Source organism: Duganella alba (genome assembly GCF_009674495.1).
In the GTDB taxonomy this organism is placed as follows: Bacteria; Pseudomonadota; Gammaproteobacteria; order Burkholderiales; family Burkholderiaceae_D; genus Rugamonas; species Rugamonas alba.
The window spans coordinates 149,353-163,636 of the sequence record NZ_WKJN01000012.1 but is presented as its reverse complement, the minus strand read 5'-3'; the positions used below and the strand labels follow the sequence as shown (position 1 = coordinate 163,636).

At 63.8% G+C, this 14,284-nt stretch carries 16 protein-coding genes and 1 pseudogene; 6 read left to right on the top strand and 11 right to left on the bottom strand.

Translation table 11 applies throughout. The features are described from left to right. The 5 genes and pseudogenes from GJ695_RS29630 to GJ695_RS14560 form a co-directional block, all read left to right on the top strand. Positions 1 to 644: pseudogene (locus GJ695_RS29630) on the top strand (OmpA family protein); the annotation flags it as partial. 12 nt (positions 645 to 656) lie between these two features. Further along, entirely contained in the window at positions 657 to 2,210 is a 1,554-nt protein-coding gene (locus GJ695_RS14575; RefSeq protein WP_154365876.1) for a hypothetical protein, read from the top strand. Continuing rightward, a complete protein-coding gene (locus GJ695_RS14570; RefSeq protein WP_154365874.1) occupies positions 2,207 to 3,037 on the top strand; it encodes a hypothetical protein in 831 nt (276 codons plus the stop codon). Before GJ695_RS14575 ends, GJ695_RS14570 begins: the two co-directional genes overlap by 4 nt. A gap of 130 nt (positions 3,038 to 3,167) precedes the next feature. Then, positions 3,168 to 4,505, top strand: a complete 1,338-nt coding sequence (locus GJ695_RS14565) for a hemolysin family protein (RefSeq protein WP_154365872.1) — start codon at positions 3,168 to 3,170, stop codon at positions 4,503 to 4,505. Between the two features lie 34 nt (positions 4,506 to 4,539). Then, positions 4,540 to 5,334, top strand: a complete 795-nt coding sequence (locus tag GJ695_RS14560) for a substrate-binding periplasmic protein (protein WP_154365870.1) — start codon at positions 4,540 to 4,542, stop codon at positions 5,332 to 5,334. Here GJ695_RS14560 and GJ695_RS14555 read toward each other — a convergent pair. From GJ695_RS14555 to GJ695_RS14530, 6 genes are all read right to left on the bottom strand, one after another. Beyond that, positions 5,328 to 6,380 carry an AI-2E family transporter gene (locus GJ695_RS14555; protein ID WP_154365869.1) on the bottom strand — a complete coding sequence of 351 codons (1,053 nt, stop codon included), beginning with the start codon at positions 6,378 to 6,380 and terminating at the stop codon, positions 5,328 to 5,330. The two genes, GJ695_RS14560 and GJ695_RS14555, sit on opposite strands and share 7 nt — an antisense overlap. 14 nt (positions 6,381 to 6,394) lie before the next feature. Beyond that, the gene (locus tag GJ695_RS14550; RefSeq protein WP_154365867.1) at positions 6,395 to 6,988 is read right to left on the bottom strand and encodes an SCO family protein; all 594 of its coding nucleotides are present in this window, start codon (positions 6,986 to 6,988) and stop codon (positions 6,395 to 6,397) included. 204 nt (positions 6,989 to 7,192) lie between these two features. After that, positions 7,193 to 8,089 (bottom strand): heme o synthase, encoded by an 897-nt coding sequence (gene cyoE, locus GJ695_RS14545; protein WP_154365866.1) that lies wholly within the window; start codon positions 8,087 to 8,089, stop codon positions 7,193 to 7,195. Between the two features lie 13 nt (positions 8,090 to 8,102). Further along, entirely contained in the window at positions 8,103 to 9,257 is a 1,155-nt protein-coding gene (locus GJ695_RS14540; protein WP_166455222.1) for a COX15/CtaA family protein, read from the bottom strand. A gap of 4 nt (positions 9,258 to 9,261) precedes the next feature. Next, positions 9,262 to 9,885 (bottom strand): SCO family protein, encoded by a 624-nt coding sequence (locus GJ695_RS14535; protein WP_154365864.1) that lies wholly within the window; start codon positions 9,883 to 9,885, stop codon positions 9,262 to 9,264. Beyond that, positions 9,857 to 10,588 carry an SURF1 family protein gene (locus GJ695_RS14530; protein ID WP_166455225.1) on the bottom strand — a complete coding sequence of 244 codons (732 nt, stop codon included), beginning with the start codon at positions 10,586 to 10,588 and terminating at the stop codon, positions 9,857 to 9,859. The genes GJ695_RS14535 and GJ695_RS14530 overlap by 29 nt, the downstream gene beginning before the upstream one ends. Positions 10,589 to 10,621: 33 nt before the next feature. Between GJ695_RS14530 and GJ695_RS14525 the strand changes: the two genes are divergently transcribed. Then, positions 10,622 to 10,825, top strand: a complete 204-nt coding sequence (locus tag GJ695_RS14525; RefSeq protein ID WP_154365860.1) for a twin transmembrane helix small protein — start codon at positions 10,622 to 10,624, stop codon at positions 10,823 to 10,825. Positions 10,826 to 10,953: 128 nt separating this feature from the next. Here the strand turns inward: GJ695_RS14525 and GJ695_RS14520 are convergent, their stop codons facing one another. Genes GJ695_RS14520 through ctaD form a run of 5 tightly spaced genes read right to left on the bottom strand, consistent with a single transcriptional unit; the run spans position 10,954 to position 14,275 of the window. Next, positions 10,954 to 11,823 carry a cytochrome c oxidase subunit 3 gene (locus GJ695_RS14520; RefSeq protein ID WP_154365858.1) on the bottom strand — a complete coding sequence of 290 codons (870 nt, stop codon included), beginning with the start codon at positions 11,821 to 11,823 and terminating at the stop codon, positions 10,954 to 10,956. A gap of 17 nt (positions 11,824 to 11,840) precedes the next feature. Next, positions 11,841 to 12,035 (bottom strand): DUF2970 domain-containing protein, encoded by a 195-nt coding sequence (locus tag GJ695_RS14515; RefSeq protein WP_154365856.1) that lies wholly within the window; start codon positions 12,033 to 12,035, stop codon positions 11,841 to 11,843. Continuing rightward, positions 12,035 to 12,574 (bottom strand): cytochrome c oxidase assembly protein, encoded by a 540-nt coding sequence (locus tag GJ695_RS14510; RefSeq protein WP_154365854.1) that lies wholly within the window; start codon positions 12,572 to 12,574, stop codon positions 12,035 to 12,037. Before GJ695_RS14510 ends, GJ695_RS14515 begins: the two co-directional genes overlap by 1 nt. Before the next feature lies 1 nt (position 12,575). Then, positions 12,576 to 12,683 carry a cytochrome oxidase small assembly protein gene (locus GJ695_RS30125; protein WP_217363440.1) on the bottom strand — a complete coding sequence of 36 codons (108 nt, stop codon included), beginning with the start codon at positions 12,681 to 12,683 and terminating at the stop codon, positions 12,576 to 12,578. Between the two features lie 2 nt (positions 12,684 to 12,685). Next, on the bottom strand, positions 12,686 to 14,275 hold the full coding sequence (gene ctaD, locus GJ695_RS14505) for a cytochrome c oxidase subunit I (RefSeq protein WP_154365852.1): 1,590 nt from the start codon (positions 14,273 to 14,275) through the stop codon (positions 12,686 to 12,688). Positions 14,276 to 14,284 lie beyond the last annotated feature (9 nt).

Below are 14,284 nucleotides of genomic sequence, written 5' to 3'. Positions count from 1 at the left end.
AGGCCGCAACCGCAGCAGCGCAGCCGGCCAAGCCAGGCGCCGCCGCGCCCACGCCCGCCAACGGCATCGACTTTGGCGGCAGCCCGCTGACGGCCACCGGCGCCGCCGACATCGGCCAGCTGGCCTCGCGCAGCCGCCCCACCTTCTCGCTGATCAGCACCGCCTACGCCGACGAACCGCCGGTGATTGCGGACTGCTCGCGCGACCACCCGCGCGCCGCCAACGGCGTCAAGGCGCTGGCCGACGGCAAAACCTACCGCACCAGCGAACACCTGCCCGGCCTGTATGGCAAAACCTGGGCCGACCAGGTCAACGGCCACCTGGTGGTGCTGAACAAGGTCGCCGTGCTGGCCGGCGATGGCGCCGCCGCCAACCTGCCGGAGTTCAAGGTCTACGCCGGCTACAACCCGGCGCGCGCCGGCAGCGTCACGCCCACCCTGTCCGCCACGCCGGAAGTCAACACCTATCTCGGCAACAAAGGCTTGCTGTACCGCCTGTTCCTGAACGGCAAAGGCGGCCTGTCCTGCGTCGACGTGGTGTTCGGCAGCGACGGCGGCAGCGTCGCCAAGAAGGGCAGCCTGGTGTACTGGCACAACGCGCGCCTGATGTCGGCGGATTTCAAACCTAGTCTCAACCAAAAATAAAGGGATGTAGTCATGAAGGAGTTTATTTCCACGTATCCGGCGCTGGCCTGGAGCATCGTCAGCGTGATGCTGGCATTGGTTGTCGTGGCCACCTTGTGGCAGCAGGTCAAATGGTGGTGGTTCAACACCTGGGTCAATTTTCCGCTGGTCGGCCGCATCGCCAGCCTGTCGCGCGACGCCAATGAAGACGTGGCCCATCCAGGCTGGTTCACCGGCGAGCGCACGCTGTGCCAGGAGTACAAGAACTTCGTCCACGTGCAGGACGAGCACGACTTCAACGAGAAGAAGGCTTACCTGACCAAGGCCGGCGACAACGGCCGCACCAACACGCCGGGCTGGATCTGGCTGCTGACGGTGTCGATGGTGTTTGTCGAAGCGCTCGGTTTCTCGTACGTGCTGGCTGGTTACACCATTCCGGGCGCCAGCGAGAACCTGCAACAGACCGGCGCCTACGGCATCGCCTTCCTGATCTCGGTGATCCTGGTGGCGTTCACCCACTTTGCCGGCCATGAGCTGCACAAGTCCAACCTGATCAAGAACGCCCGCCGCGAATGGGTGGAAGACAAGCGCCAGTTCAAGCTGTCGACCGGCACCATTCCCCTGTCCGATCCGCAGAGCAGCGACAGCGACATGCCTGCCTACACCCAGCTGTGCAACCGCGTCGGCACCCATCCAAGCTATGTGATCTCGACCGCCACGCTGGTGATCGTGCTGCTGATCGCCGGCGCCGCCACCTATGTGCGCGGCCAGGTGCTGGAAAAAGAACTGTCGGCGCGTGTCGCGCTGGTCACCCATCAGGTCGATAGCGGCAACCAGGCCGCCGCCGACAGCATGGACATGAGCAAGACCACCCTGCGCCTGCCGGACGCCGATGCCGCCTCCGACCACAACGCCGACAAGAAAGTGGCGACCGACGAAGCCGACATCGACCGCCACGGCGGCTGGGCCACCTTCATCGTGCTGGCCTTCGTGTTCGTCTTCCTGCAATTGCTGGGCGTGATCTTCGGCTACCGCTGGGGCTTTGCCGGCCAGAACAGCGCGGAAGCCTTCCGCGACATCGGCGGCGGCCGCTATTCCAGCTACACCGCCGTGCGCGAAGCCTATCGCCGCGTGGCCGACACCGCGCAGGCGCGTCTGGCGGTGCTGCAGCAACGCATCATGGCCAAGAACAGCACGGTCGGCACCTCCGGCCAGCACCTGAGCAAAACTTTCCGCGACTTCGTGCAGGAAACCCGTATCGCCGACCAGGCCGAACGCCAGCACGAGCGCGCCCATGCCGCCAGCGTCAAGCAGCAAGCCTCGGCCGCCGCCACACCGGCGCCTGTCGCGGCCGCACCGGCAGCCGTGCCAGTTGCACCGGCTGCAGCCGCCGCGCCAGCTGCAGCGCCCACCGCCGCCGACATCGTGGCCCAGCTGAACGCCATGGGCGAGGACAAGCAAGCCAAGCTGGCCCTGCTGAATTCGCTGCCTGCCGAACTCAACGATCAGGTCGTGGTCGCCCTCAAGCAGCAGAAGGAAGACAAGGCCCGCCAGGCCCGCAACGCCGAACTGGAGGATCTGCTGTGAAGTGGAGCGCCCTGCTACTGCAATTCTGCCTCGCCGGCGCCGCGCTGGCCGGCAACACGGACGCCGTCCGCAGTTGCCAGGACAAACAATTGCCGCCGTTCCCGCCCACCGCGCGCGAGCTGCTGGTGGTGGTCGACCAGACCACGCCGCTCAGCCCGGCGCTGCAGCAGTCGGTGGCCAACAACGTCAAGCCGTTCCTGGTCGCCGGCAGCAGCTTCAGCGTGGTCGTGTTCTCGGCCTACACCCAGGGCCACTACACCGAGGTGCTGGCGTCCGGCAAGCTGGAATCGCCGCTGCCGGCCGAGGTGCGCAACGACATCGCCAAGCCGGTGCTGACCAAGCTGGATCAATGCCAGCAACGTCAGCCGCAGCAGGCCGCGCAAGCGGCCGGACAGGCATTGCGCGCCGCCTACCAGGGCACCAGCAGCAACATCGCCAAGTCCGACATCTACGCCAGCCTGAAGGCGATCTCCAGCGTCATCAAGCAGTCGGCGGCGCAGGACAAGATCGTGCTGGTCGTGTCCGACATGCTGGAGAACTCGTCGGTCGCCAACTTCTACGCCGAGCAGGGCAAGTCGGTGCGCAATATCGCGCCCGCCAAGGAATTGCGCACGGTCGAAGATAACCACCTGCTGGCCGACTTCGGCGGCGCGCGCGTCTATGTCATCGGCGCCGGCCTGCTGGCCGACGAGGCAGCGAACGGCAAGAGCTACCGCGATCCGAAAACCATGCAGTCCCTCCAGGCGTTCTGGAGCGACTACTTCAGCAAGTCCAACGCCAAGCTGGTGGAATTCGGCCAGCCGGCGCTGCTCAACCCGGTACGCTGATCCAGGGGACAAGCCAGGAAGCCTTATCCTGGCTTAAGTTTCGCTTAGGAAAGTACTGGAATTTGCGCTGCGCAAACGCGCAGTCAGCTAAGATGGAGGTTTCAACAACGTAAATCGCCGCTCGGCCCCTATGCAAAACTTCCTGCTTGTCGTTCTCGCCATCTTCCTGGTTGCTTTGAACGGTTTCTTCGTCGCTGCCGAATTCGGCATCGTCACTCTGCGAAAAACGCGCGTTCGCGCGATCGCCAAGACCAAGGGAATACAGGGGCGCATCCTCGGCAAAGTCCACGGCGAGCTGGACGCTTACCTGTCCGCCTGCCAGCTGGGCATCACGCTGGCCTCGCTGGGCCTGGGCTGGGTCGGCGAGCCGGCCTTCGCCGGCCTGCTGGAACCGCTGCTGACCTTTATCGGCATCACCTCGCCGGAGCTGGTGCACGGCATCGCCTTCGTGTTCGCGTTCGGCGTGATCTCCTTCCTGCACATCGTGGTCGGCGAACTGGCGCCGAAATCGCTGGCGATCCGCATGCCCGAAGTGGTCGGCCTGTGGAGCGCGCTGCCGCTGTACGGCTTCTACTGGGCCATGTACCCGTTCATCTGGGTGCTGAACGCCAGCGCCAACATGGTGCTGGGGCTGGCCGGCCTGTCCGGCAAGGGCGGCCACGACAGCCACTATTCGGTCGATGAACTGAAGCTGATCCTGCGCACCAGCCAGCCGGGCGAAAAATTCAACCAGGACGAGCGCAACATCCTGGCGCACTCGCTGGATTTCAGCGACCTGGCCGTGTCCGACCTGATGCGTCCGATCAACGAGGTGATCAGCCTGCACGCCACCCGCTCGCTGAAGGACAACCTCGACACCATGCTGCGCAACCGCTTCAGCCGCTATCCCTACTACGACAAGGACGGCGACACCGTGCTCGGCGTGGTGCACCTGAAAGACCTGTTCTTCGCCATGCAGTCCGGCCGCCAGGTCACCGACCTGGTGCCCTTCCTGCGTCCGGTCGAGACGATTTCCGCCCGCACCGCGGCGCTGGAACAGTTCCGCCGCTTCCGCGACGGCGCGCCGCACTTCGCCCTGATCGGCGAAAAGGGCAAGCGCCCGGTCGGCTTCATCACGCTGGACAATCTGCTCGGCGCGATGGTCGGCGAGATCCACGACGAATTCCGCCTCAACGAGAACGACTGGCTCAAGCAGCCGGACGGCACGCTGATCGGCAAGGCCAGCCTGCCGATCTTCTCGCTCGAACGCACGCTGGGCATCGACATTGAAAATGAGGAACTGGGCCTGGAAGAGGTAGAATCGGTGGGCGGCCTGCTGATGCTCAAGCTCGGCGACATCCCGAAACAGGGACAGCGCATCAGCTTCCGCCATTTCGACATCGTCGCCAAGAAAATGAACGGCCCGCGTATCCTGCTGGTGAAGGTCATCCCCAAGGATGACACCGAGGACAACGCCGACCAGGACTGATAAAGGCGCCCCCAGGCGGCGCCAGGGGGAGACCATGCTAGCCAGGCTTATCCTGTGTGCCGCGCTGCTGTGCCTGACGGGCACGGCCGGCGCGCACGGCGACTGCGGCCACCTGCGCAGCGCCTTCTACGAATACGGCGCGCTCTACTACAAGGCGGCCGACGGCAGCTGGACCGGCATCGACAAGGAGGTGGTCGACGAAGTGGCGCGCCGCATGGGCTGCACCATCGAGCCAACCACCGATTCGCGCGTGCGCATCTGGGCCGGCATGAATGGCGGGAACATCGACATGTCGGTGTCGACGGTGTCCACGCCGGAACGCGAGAAGTTCGGCCGCGTGATTCCCTATCTGTCGGAACGCAACTACGTGCTGCTGCACCAGAATGTGCCGGCCGAGGTGCGCAGCATCGACGACTTCACGGCCGACCATGGCCTGCGCATCGGCGTCATCAAATCCTTCCGTCACGGTAAATTCTACGACGCCTGGCTGACGCAGCTGCGCGCGCAGGGCCGGGTCTACGAGGCGGCCGACTACCCTGCCCTGCTGCGGCTGTTCAAGGTCGGACGGGTGCAGGCAATGATGTCGATCAGCTCGGGCTGGTATCAGCTGAAGCAGGAAAAACCGCCGACGCCGCTGCGCGTGATGGACTGGGCGCCGCCCAAGGACAGCGTGATCGGCGGCCTGATCCTGTCGCGCCAGCACGTCGACGAGGCGACGGCGGAACGCTTCAGCCAGACCATCCGCGCCATGCGCGAGGACGGCACGCTGAAGCGCATCTTCGAGCGTCACCTCAACGCCGAGCTGGCGGCCCGGCTGCTGAATTACTGAGGCTTGCTTTCCAGCTGGTGGCCGGTCCAGTTGCGCAGCAGGCCCAAACCTACCGCCAGCAAGGTCGGGCCGATGAACAGGCCGACGAAGCCGAACGCCAGCACGCCGCCCATCACGCCCAGCAGCACCAGGATGAACGGCAGGCTGCTGCCGCGCGAGATCAGCACCGGCTTGACCACGTTGTCGACGCCGCTGATGACGAACATGCCCCAGATGAACATGAAGATGGCCCAGCCGGTGTCGCCCTGGTTGAACAGCCAGATGGTGGCGCCGCCCCAGATCAGCGGCGGCCCGACCGGTATCAGCGAGAACAGGAAGGTGGCGACCGACATCAGCGCCACCGCCGGCACGCCGGCGATCAAAAAGCCGATGGCGGCCACCACCGCCTGCGCCAGCGCGGTGCCGAGGATGCCGTACATCACGCCGCGCACGGTGCGGCTGACGGTGTCGGCCACGGTGATGCTTTGTTCACCGATCAGCTTGTCCATGCCGGTGGCCAGCGCCTGCAGGATGGCCTGGCCGTCGCGGTACAGGAAGAAGCTGACGAACACCGCCAGGCTGACCTGCGCCACGCCCGAGCCCAGCACCATGCCGCCGCCGAGCAGCAGGCGGCGTCCCGGCTCCAGCAGGTTCTTGGCGACGTTGAGCAGTTCCTCGCGGCTGTGCAGCAGCTTGCGCAGATAGCTGTCGACCATTTCGCCGACCAGCGGAATGTCTTTCAGCCACAGCGGCGGGTCCAGCGTGCCGCTGTCGAGGCTGGCCTTGATCTGGTCGTAGTAGGAGGAGGCGTTATCGGCGATGTTCCAGGTCACCAGCGTCAGCGGCACGATGATCAGCAAGGTCAGGCCGATGCTCATCACCAGCGCGGCGATGGTGCGGCGCTGCTTCAGGCGCGCCAGCAGGCGCAAATACAGCGGCCAGCTGGAGATGCTGATGGCGGCGGCAAACAAGATCGCCGCCAGGAACGGCCGCAGCACGGCCAGACAGCCGATCACCAGCAGGATGACGGCGGCCAGGCGGGTGAAGGGCTGGAAGCGTTGTTGCATACGCTCTCCGGGGATCAGGACAACAGCAGTTTCAGGTCATGCACGGTGAAGCTGGTAGGCTGGCCCGGACGCAGCAGCAGGCGGATCTTGCCCTGCTTGTCGAACACATAGCTGGCGGCGGTGTGGTCCATCGAATAGCTGCCCGGCGTGGTGCCCGGCACCTTGTTGTACATCACCTTGAATTCCTTGCCGACGGCGGCGGTCTGTTCCGGCGTGCCGTACAGGCCGAGGAAGCGCTTGTCGAAGGCCGGCACGTATTCGGACAGCAGCTTCTGCGTATCGCGCTCGGGATCGATGGTAACGAACAGCACCTGCACCTGGTCGGCCTGCGGGCCGAGCTGTTTCATCACTTCGGACATTTCAGCCATGGTGGTCGGGCACACGTCCGGGCACTGGGTATAGCCGAAGAACATGATCACCGCCTTGCCCTTGAAGTCCGCCATGGTGCGCGGCTTGCCGTTGTGGTCGGTCAGCGCGAAGTCCCTGGCGAACGAAGCGCCGGTCAGATCGGTACTCTGAAACGCCACCTTCGGCGCCTCCGCCTTCTTCTCGCCGCAACCGGCCAATAGGGAAACAGCGATCAAAGCAAAGGCGAGAACTTTTTTCATCGAGATAGGTCTTTCAGTTGAACTGGGTCTGCTGAGGCAGGTCTAACAGCATGATACCGCGCATGGAGGCCATCATGAATGAAAGCGACGCTAAAGAAAAGATTCGTACCGCAATCAATGACTCCGAATACCTGTGGCATGGCCGCCAAGGAAGCAGTCTCCACGGAGCCCCCTCAAAAAGAGCCTTGAAGGAGCTGCGTTGCGTTAGATTTTGATGTAGTGATCGACCAGCAGGGCCAGGAACAGCAAGCCGAGGTAGATGATGGACCAGGTGAAGGCTTTGCGGGCGATCAGGTCGGTGTAGTGGCGGTAGATCTTCCACGAGTGATGCAGGAACATGGCGTTCAGGATGATGGCGCTAACCAGGTAGATCAGGCCGCTCATTTGTACCGCGTACGGCAGCAGCGTCGTCGCCGCCAGCGCGATCGAGTACAGCCAGACGTGGAATTGGGTGAATTTCATGCCGTGCGTGACCGGCAGCATCGGCAGCCCGGAACGCGCGTAGTCGTCGCGGCGGTACAGCGCCAGCGCCCAGAAATGCGGCGGCGTCCAGACGAAGATGATCATCACCAGCAGCCACGCCTCCATCGGCACGTCGTTGGCCACCGCCGCCCAGCCCAAGGCCGGCGGCATCGCGCCCGACAGGCCGCCGATGACGATGTTCTGCGGCGTCGCCGGCTTCAGAATCATGGTGTAGATGATGGCGTAGCCAAGAAAGGTGACGAAGGTCAGCCACATGGTCAGCGGATTGACCAGGGTATTCAGCACCCACATGCCGGCGCCGCCGATCACCAGCGCAAAGATCACCGTCTGCGTGACGCTGATGTCGCCCAGCGCCATCGGCCGGCGCGCGGTGCGCGCCATGCGCGCGTCAATCTCGCGCTCGGCCAGACAGTTGACCGCAAACGCCGCCCCCGTCAGCAGCCAGATGCCGACCGTTGCGTACAGCACCAGATGCCAATCCGGCAAACCTTCCGAGGTGCCAAGGAACATGCCGATGACGGCACAGAACACCGCCATCATGGTGACGCGCGGTTTGGTCAGCGCCCAGAATTGCGAGGCGCGGTTCGGATGTTTGATGGTTACGGTTTGCGTGGTCATGAGTGCAACTTTTTCAATGCCGTACCGTCGACGAGGGAGGATGCGCGGCGCCCGAGGCTGCCTTTTTAGCAATGTCGTACTGGTACTTAGCCTTGTAGTTTAACATGGTCAGCAACAGGACGAGCAGCGCCGCCCCGGCGTTATGCAGAACCGCGATGGTCAGCGGGAAGCTCAGGTAGATGGTCGCCACGCCGGTGACGATCTGCGCCGCCAGCGCCAGGGCGATGTTGCGGGCGGTTTTATGCAGCACGTCATGGCCCCAGGCGCGCCACGCGGCATAGCCCGCCACCAGCGCGACAAGGATGCCGAAATTGCGGTGCACCCAGTGAATCGCCGTCAGCGCCGAAAACGGCAGGTAGTGGCCAGTGGCCGTCTTTCCCAGCTCGCGCCACAGCGTGAAGCCATGTTCGAAGTCCATGTCGGGAATCACCTTGCCGCCGCACAGCGGGAAGTCGGTGCACGCCAGCGTGGCGTAGTTGGTGCTGGTCCAGCCGCCCAGCGCCAGCTGCACCAGCAGCAGCGCGGCGGCCACGCCGGCCAGGATGCGGATGTTGCGCATGGCCGGCGGCGAGGCGCTGACCACCGTGCGCGGCGCATGCAGATGATTCTGGCGGCCGCCGTACCACACCAGCATCGACAGCAGGCCCATACCCAGCAGCAGATGGATGGTGACGATCACCGGCTGCAGCTTCAGCGTCACGGTCCAGGCGCCGAACGCGCCCTGCAGGCAGACAAAGAAGAACAGCGCCGTCGGCAGCCATGGCGCGTACTCGGCGCGCCTGGTCTTGCGCCACTGATACCAGGACTGCGCCATCATCGCCACGATCAGCACGCCGATGGTCATGGCCAGATAGCGGTGGATCATCTCGATCCAGGCCTTGACCACGGTCACCGGCCCGGTCGGCATCAGCGCCTCGGCCGCGACGATCTGCGCGTGGGCCAGGAAGGGATTGGCGGCGCCGTAGCAGCCCGGCCAGTCCGGGCAGCCGAGGCCGGAGTCGGTCAGGCGCGTGAAGGCGCCGAACACGATCAGATCGAACGTCAGGAACACGCTGACCCACACCAGCTTGCGGTACTTGTTGGCGTCCGACGAGGTCCAGACGATGGTGGCCGGCAGCAGCGCGATCATCAGTGCCGTAATCGCCATTTGTGCAAGAGTGAGATGCATACGTTTAACCTATGGCCGAAGCCTTCAACAATTTCGTGATGTCCTTGTGGACCCGCTTGACCTTATCCACATCGCTGGACACGGCGCCTTTCGGGAAGCGCATCATCAGATTGCCCAGCGGGTCGATCAGATACACATGCTCGGACGCCTGGTCCGCCACGCCCGCCTCCAGCGGCAGCCACTTCTCCACCACGCCGGCCGGCGCGCGCAGCATGCGGGTGCCGTCGTTCACGCGCAGCAGCATGGTTTCCAGCGGCTGCTCGTCGGTGATCAGCCACACGCGCTCGATGCGCTCCATCTCCTTGCCCTGCATGGTGCGCAGCTGGCGCATGGCGAACAGCTGGTCCTGGCACGCCTGCTGGCAGTCGGACGGACCGACTTTCAACATGATCCACTTGCCCTTGTAATCTTCCAGCCGGGCCGGCTTGCCGTCCAGCGTGGTGCTGGCCATGGCCGGAATCGGGTATGCGCGCGGATCGATCAGCGCGCCGTAATTGGTTTCCCCGCCCTTTGGCTTGATCACGTAGTACGTGAAGTATGACGCAATCAGCGGCGCCGCGCACACGGCCAGCACCAGCAACAGCTTCCAGCGGCCGCGATTATTTGGTTTTTCCACGTCTGAATCCATTCACTACAAAAAAGATAACCGCCATCGCCGACAGTACGTACCACTGGAAGGCATAGCCCTGATGTTTTTCCACGCCCAGCGACGGCGCCGGCCAGTCGCGCACCATCCGCGCATCGTCGCCCGACGGCTGCGCCGGCCCGGCCTGCTCCACCACGAACGGCTGCATGGTCAGGCCGCTGTCCCTGGCCAGTTGCAGCGGATCGGCGTTCTGCACGATGGCGTTGGGCGCCAGCGGTTGCGTGCTGCCCAGTTCCATCACATGGCCGGCGTTCAGGCGCGCCACGCCCTGCAGGGTGACCGTGCCATCCGGCGTGGCGTAGGCCGGCAGCTTGTCGCGCACCGCCGGATCGCGCGGCAGCCAACCGCGCGCCACCAGCACGTGCATGTTCGATCCCGCTATTTTAAACGGCATCAGCAAATAGAATCCGGCCCGGCCCTGGTATGGGCGGTTGTCGAGATAGACCGGCCAGTTGCGCACGAACTCGCCAGTGACGGTGATGCGACGCCAGGCCACCGCGTCGGCGGCTTGCGGCACGCCGTCCAGCACCAGCGGCGCGGCGGCGGCGCCGTCGGCCAGCCGGCCTTGCAGCGCGATTTTCTCGGCAGCGCGGCGCTCCTGCCAGTTGCCGAGCTGTATGCCCAACGCCACGACCAGCACGGTGGCGATGAAAGGAATCAATTTAAAGCGGAACACCATTACAATGGAACCTCGATCAAATCGCCACGCACAAATGAGATGAAAATTGCTGTCGCCATCGCCTTCATCCTGATCCTCGGCAGCCTGGGGTCAGCGCTGTTCTTCCTGATGCGCGACAAGGGCCGCAGCAACAACACCGTGCGCGCGCTGGCGGTGCGGGTGGCGCTGTCGATCACGCTGTTTTTGCTGATCCTGCTGGCTTACAAGATGGGCTATATTCAACCCAAGGGCATCCGCTTCTAAAGCAAACCCGCACTGCGGCCACTAGGGGTCTGACCCTCGGGTCAGACCCCGCGGCTTGCGTTACGCTTTGGGTCTCAATCGGCGTAAAAAAAAAGCCGCACCGGAGTGCGGCTTGTCGGCTGACGCCATTATAGCCAATACACGACCACGTAAAGTCCCAGCCAGACCACATCGACGAAGTGCCAGTACCACGCGGCCCCCTCGAAGGCGAAGTGGTTGTCCGGCGTGAAATGTCCCTTCAGCACGCGGTACAGCACCACCGACAGCATGATCGCCCCCATGGTCACATGGAAGCCGTGGAAGCCGGTCAGCATGAAGAAGGTCGAGCCGTAGATGCCCGAGGTCAGCTTCAGGTTCAGTTCGGTGTACGCGTGGTGATATTCGTAGGCCTGGAAGCCCATGAACACCGCGCCCAGCACAATCGTGGCGAACAGCCAGATCGCGGTCTGCGCGCGATGGCCGGCGCGCAGCGCGTGGTGGGCGATGGTCAGGGTCACGCCCGAGGTCAGCAGCAAGGCGGTGTTGATGGTCGGGATCGGGAACGGACCCATGGTGCGGAACTCTTCCACCGTGCCGGCCGGCGTGGCGCCACCCCAGTGCGGCGCGTAGTCCGGCCAGATGAACTTGTGGTCCAGGTCGCCCAGCCACGGCATCGAGATGGTGCGCGCATAGAACAGTGCGCCGAAGAAGGCGCCGAAGAACATCACCTCGGAGAAGATGAACCAGCTCATCGACCAGCGATAGGAATGGTCGATGCGCTGGCTGTACAGCCCGCCCTCGGATTCCTTGATGGCGTCGCCAAACCAGAAGTACAGCACGGTGATGGTGCCGAGGATGCCGATCAGGTTCGCGGCCGGCCCCCACGATGCATCATTGACCCACGCCGACGCGCCGATCATGGTCACCAGCATGCTCAGGCCCGCCAGCAGCGGCCAGCGGGACGGTCCCGGCACGAAATAATACGGCGCGGCCCCACCGTGTGAACTTGTTGAACTCATCTTCATCTCCCCCTCACTTATTTAGCTACTACGAATTTGACGATTGTTATCAGTATGCCGATGAACACCGCCACCGCCAGCACCGCCGCGATGATGATGTGCACCGGATTCAAGGCCTGCTGGTCCTCGTCGAAGTCGCGCTTGCGGCGCAGTCCCACGAACGACCACAGCACGGCCTTCAGCGAATACAGAAAGCTGGGCTGCTTGTCCATCAGTTGGCCGCCGTCTTGACCAAGCCGCCGCCCACCTCGAAGAAGGTGTACGACAGCGTGATGGTCTTCACCTCCCGCGGCAGCTTGGGATCGATGTAGAACACCACCGGCATCTGGCGCGCCTCGTTCGGCTTCAGCGTCTGCTGCTTGAAACAGAAGCACTCCACTTTCATGAAAAACGGCGTCGCGTTCTGCGGCGCGTAACTCGGGATCGCCTGCGCATTCATCTCGCGCGGCTGGGTGTTGACCACTTCATACATCACCGTGTTCAGCTCGCCCGGATGCACGCTCATGCTGGCCTGCGTCGGCCGGAAGCGCCACGGTCCCTGCGCGTTGCCGTCGAACTCGATGGTGACGTTGCGCGTCTTGTCGACCTGCGTGTTCTGGTCGTAGGCCGCCGTGCCGTCCTTCTGCGTCAGCACATTGATGCCCAGCGCTTCGCAGATCTGGCGATAGAACGGATTGAGCGCATAGGCAAAGCCGAACATCACCGCGGCGATGACGATCAGCTTGCCCAGCAGCTTTTTGTTCTCGGTCATCTCAGCTCAGCCAGATGCGCTTGACGAACACCGAGGCGAAGAAGAACGCCGCCAGGCCGAACAGGATCAGGGCGGTGCGCAGGTTGTTCGGTTTCTTTTGGCCGTTCATGGTTATTTGAACTGTGGTGGCGTTTCGAAGGTGTGGAACGGCGCCGGCGACGGCACGGTCCACTCCAGGCCTTCCGCGCCTTCCCATGGCTTGGCTTCCGCCTTCTTGCCGCCGCGAATGGTCGGCAGGATCACGAAGAACAGGAAGAACACCTGCGACAGGCCGAAACCGAAGGCGCCGATGGTGGCCACCATGTTGAAGTCGGTGAACTGCGCCGAGTAGTCGGCGTAGCGGCGCGGCATGCCGGCCAGGCCCAGGAAGTGCATCGGGAAGAAGGTCACGTTGAAGGTGATCAGCGACAGCCAGAAGTGGGTCTTGCCCATGGTCTCGTTGTACATGTGGCCGGTCCATTTCGGCGACCAGTAGTAGAAGCCGGCGAACAGCGCGAACAGCGAACCGGCCACCAGCACGTAGTGGAAGTGCGCCACCACGTAGTAGGTGTCCTGCAGCTGGATGTCGATCGGCGTCACCGCCAGGATCAGGCCGGTGAAGCCGCCGATGGTGAACACGAAGATGAAGCCGACCGCGAACAGCATCGGCGTTTCAAACGTCATCGAGCCGCGCCACATGGTGGCGATCCAGTTGAACACCTTCACGCCGGTCGGCACCGCGATCAGCATGGTGGCGTACATGAAGAACAGCTGCGAGGTGACCGGCATGCCGGTGGTGAACATGTGGTGGGCCCAGACGATGAACGACAGGATCGCGATCGACGCGGTGGCGTACACCATCGACGCGTAGCCGAACAGCTGCTTGCGGGCGAAGGCCGGCAGGATCTGCGAGACGATGCCGAACGCCGGCAGAATCATGATGTACACCTCGGGGTGGCCGAAGAACCAGAAGATGTGCTGGTACATGACCGGGTCGCCGCCGGCGGCCGCGTTGAAGAACGAGGTGCCGAAGTGGCGGTCGGTCAGCGTCATGGTGATGGCGCCTGCCAGCACCGGCATCACGGCGATCAGCAGGTAGGCGGTGATCAGCCAGGTCCAGCAGAACATCGGCATCTTCATCAGCGTCATGCCGGGCGCGCGCATGTTGAGGATGGTGACGATGATGTTGATCGAACCCATGATCGACGAGGCGCCCATCAGGTGCATCGCGAAGATGGCCATGTCCATGCCTGGGCCCATCTGGGTCGACAGCGGCGCGTACAGCGTCCAGCCGGCGGCGGTGGCGCCGCCCGGCGCCAGGAACGAGGTGGCCAGCAGGATGGCGGCCGGCGGCAGCAGCCAGAACGAGAAGTTGTTCATGCGCGCGAACGCCATGTCCGACGCGCCGATCTGCAGCGGGATCATCCAGTTGGCGAAGCCGACGAAGGCCGGCATGATGGCGCCGAACACCATCACCAGGCCGTGCATGGTGGTCAGCTGGTTGAAGAATTCAGGCTGGAAGAATTGCAGGCCGGGCTTGAACAGCTCGGTACGTATCATCAGCGCCAGCACGCCGCCGGACAGCAGCATGATGAACGAGAACCACAGGTACAGCGTACCGATGTCCTTGTGGTTGGTCGCGAACAGCCAGCGCGCCGGACCATGGGGATGGTCGTGCGCGTGGTCATGATCGTGGGCGTGATCCAAAGTGGTTGTGCTCATCTGTAACGC

What these genes read in the sequence shown, in the direction of transcription:
- GJ695_RS14540 (WP_166455222.1), bottom strand. Translation starts at nt 9,257, where the DNA reads ATGCATCTCACTCTTGCACAAATGGCGATTACGGCACTGATGATCGCG.
- GJ695_RS14525 (WP_154365860.1), top strand. Translation starts at nt 10,622, where the DNA reads ATGAAAATTGCTGTCGCCATCGCCTTCATCCTGATCCTCGGCAGCCTG.
- GJ695_RS30125 (WP_217363440.1), bottom strand. Translation starts at nt 12,683, where the DNA reads ATGAACGGCCAAAAGAAACCGAACAACCTGCGCACCGCCCTGATCCTG.
- GJ695_RS14515 (WP_154365856.1), bottom strand. Translation starts at nt 12,035, where the DNA reads ATGGACAAGCAGCCCAGCTTTCTGTATTCGCTGAAGGCCGTGCTGTGG.
- GJ695_RS14560 (WP_154365870.1), top strand. Translation starts at nt 4,540, where the DNA reads ATGCTAGCCAGGCTTATCCTGTGTGCCGCGCTGCTGTGCCTGACGGGC.
- GJ695_RS14555 (WP_154365869.1), bottom strand. Translation starts at nt 6,380, where the DNA reads ATGCAACAACGCTTCCAGCCCTTCACCCGCCTGGCCGCCGTCATCCTG.
- GJ695_RS14550 (WP_154365867.1), bottom strand. Translation starts at nt 6,988, where the DNA reads ATGAAAAAAGTTCTCGCCTTTGCTTTGATCGCTGTTTCCCTATTGGCC.
- GJ695_RS14575 (WP_154365876.1), top strand. Translation starts at nt 657, where the DNA reads ATGAAGGAGTTTATTTCCACGTATCCGGCGCTGGCCTGGAGCATCGTC.
- GJ695_RS14535 (WP_154365864.1), bottom strand. Translation starts at nt 9,885, where the DNA reads ATGGATTCAGACGTGGAAAAACCAAATAATCGCGGCCGCTGGAAGCTG.
- cyoE (WP_154365866.1), bottom strand. Translation starts at nt 8,089, where the DNA reads ATGACCACGCAAACCGTAACCATCAAACATCCGAACCGCGCCTCGCAA.
- GJ695_RS14565 (WP_154365872.1), top strand. Translation starts at nt 3,168, where the DNA reads ATGCAAAACTTCCTGCTTGTCGTTCTCGCCATCTTCCTGGTTGCTTTG.
- ctaD (WP_154365852.1), bottom strand. Translation starts at nt 14,275, where the DNA reads ATGAGCACAACCACTTTGGATCACGCCCACGATCATGACCACGCGCAC.
- GJ695_RS14510 (WP_154365854.1), bottom strand. Translation starts at nt 12,574, where the DNA reads ATGACCGAGAACAAAAAGCTGCTGGGCAAGCTGATCGTCATCGCCGCG.
- GJ695_RS14520 (WP_154365858.1), bottom strand. Translation starts at nt 11,823, where the DNA reads ATGAGTTCAACAAGTTCACACGGTGGGGCCGCGCCGTATTATTTCGTG.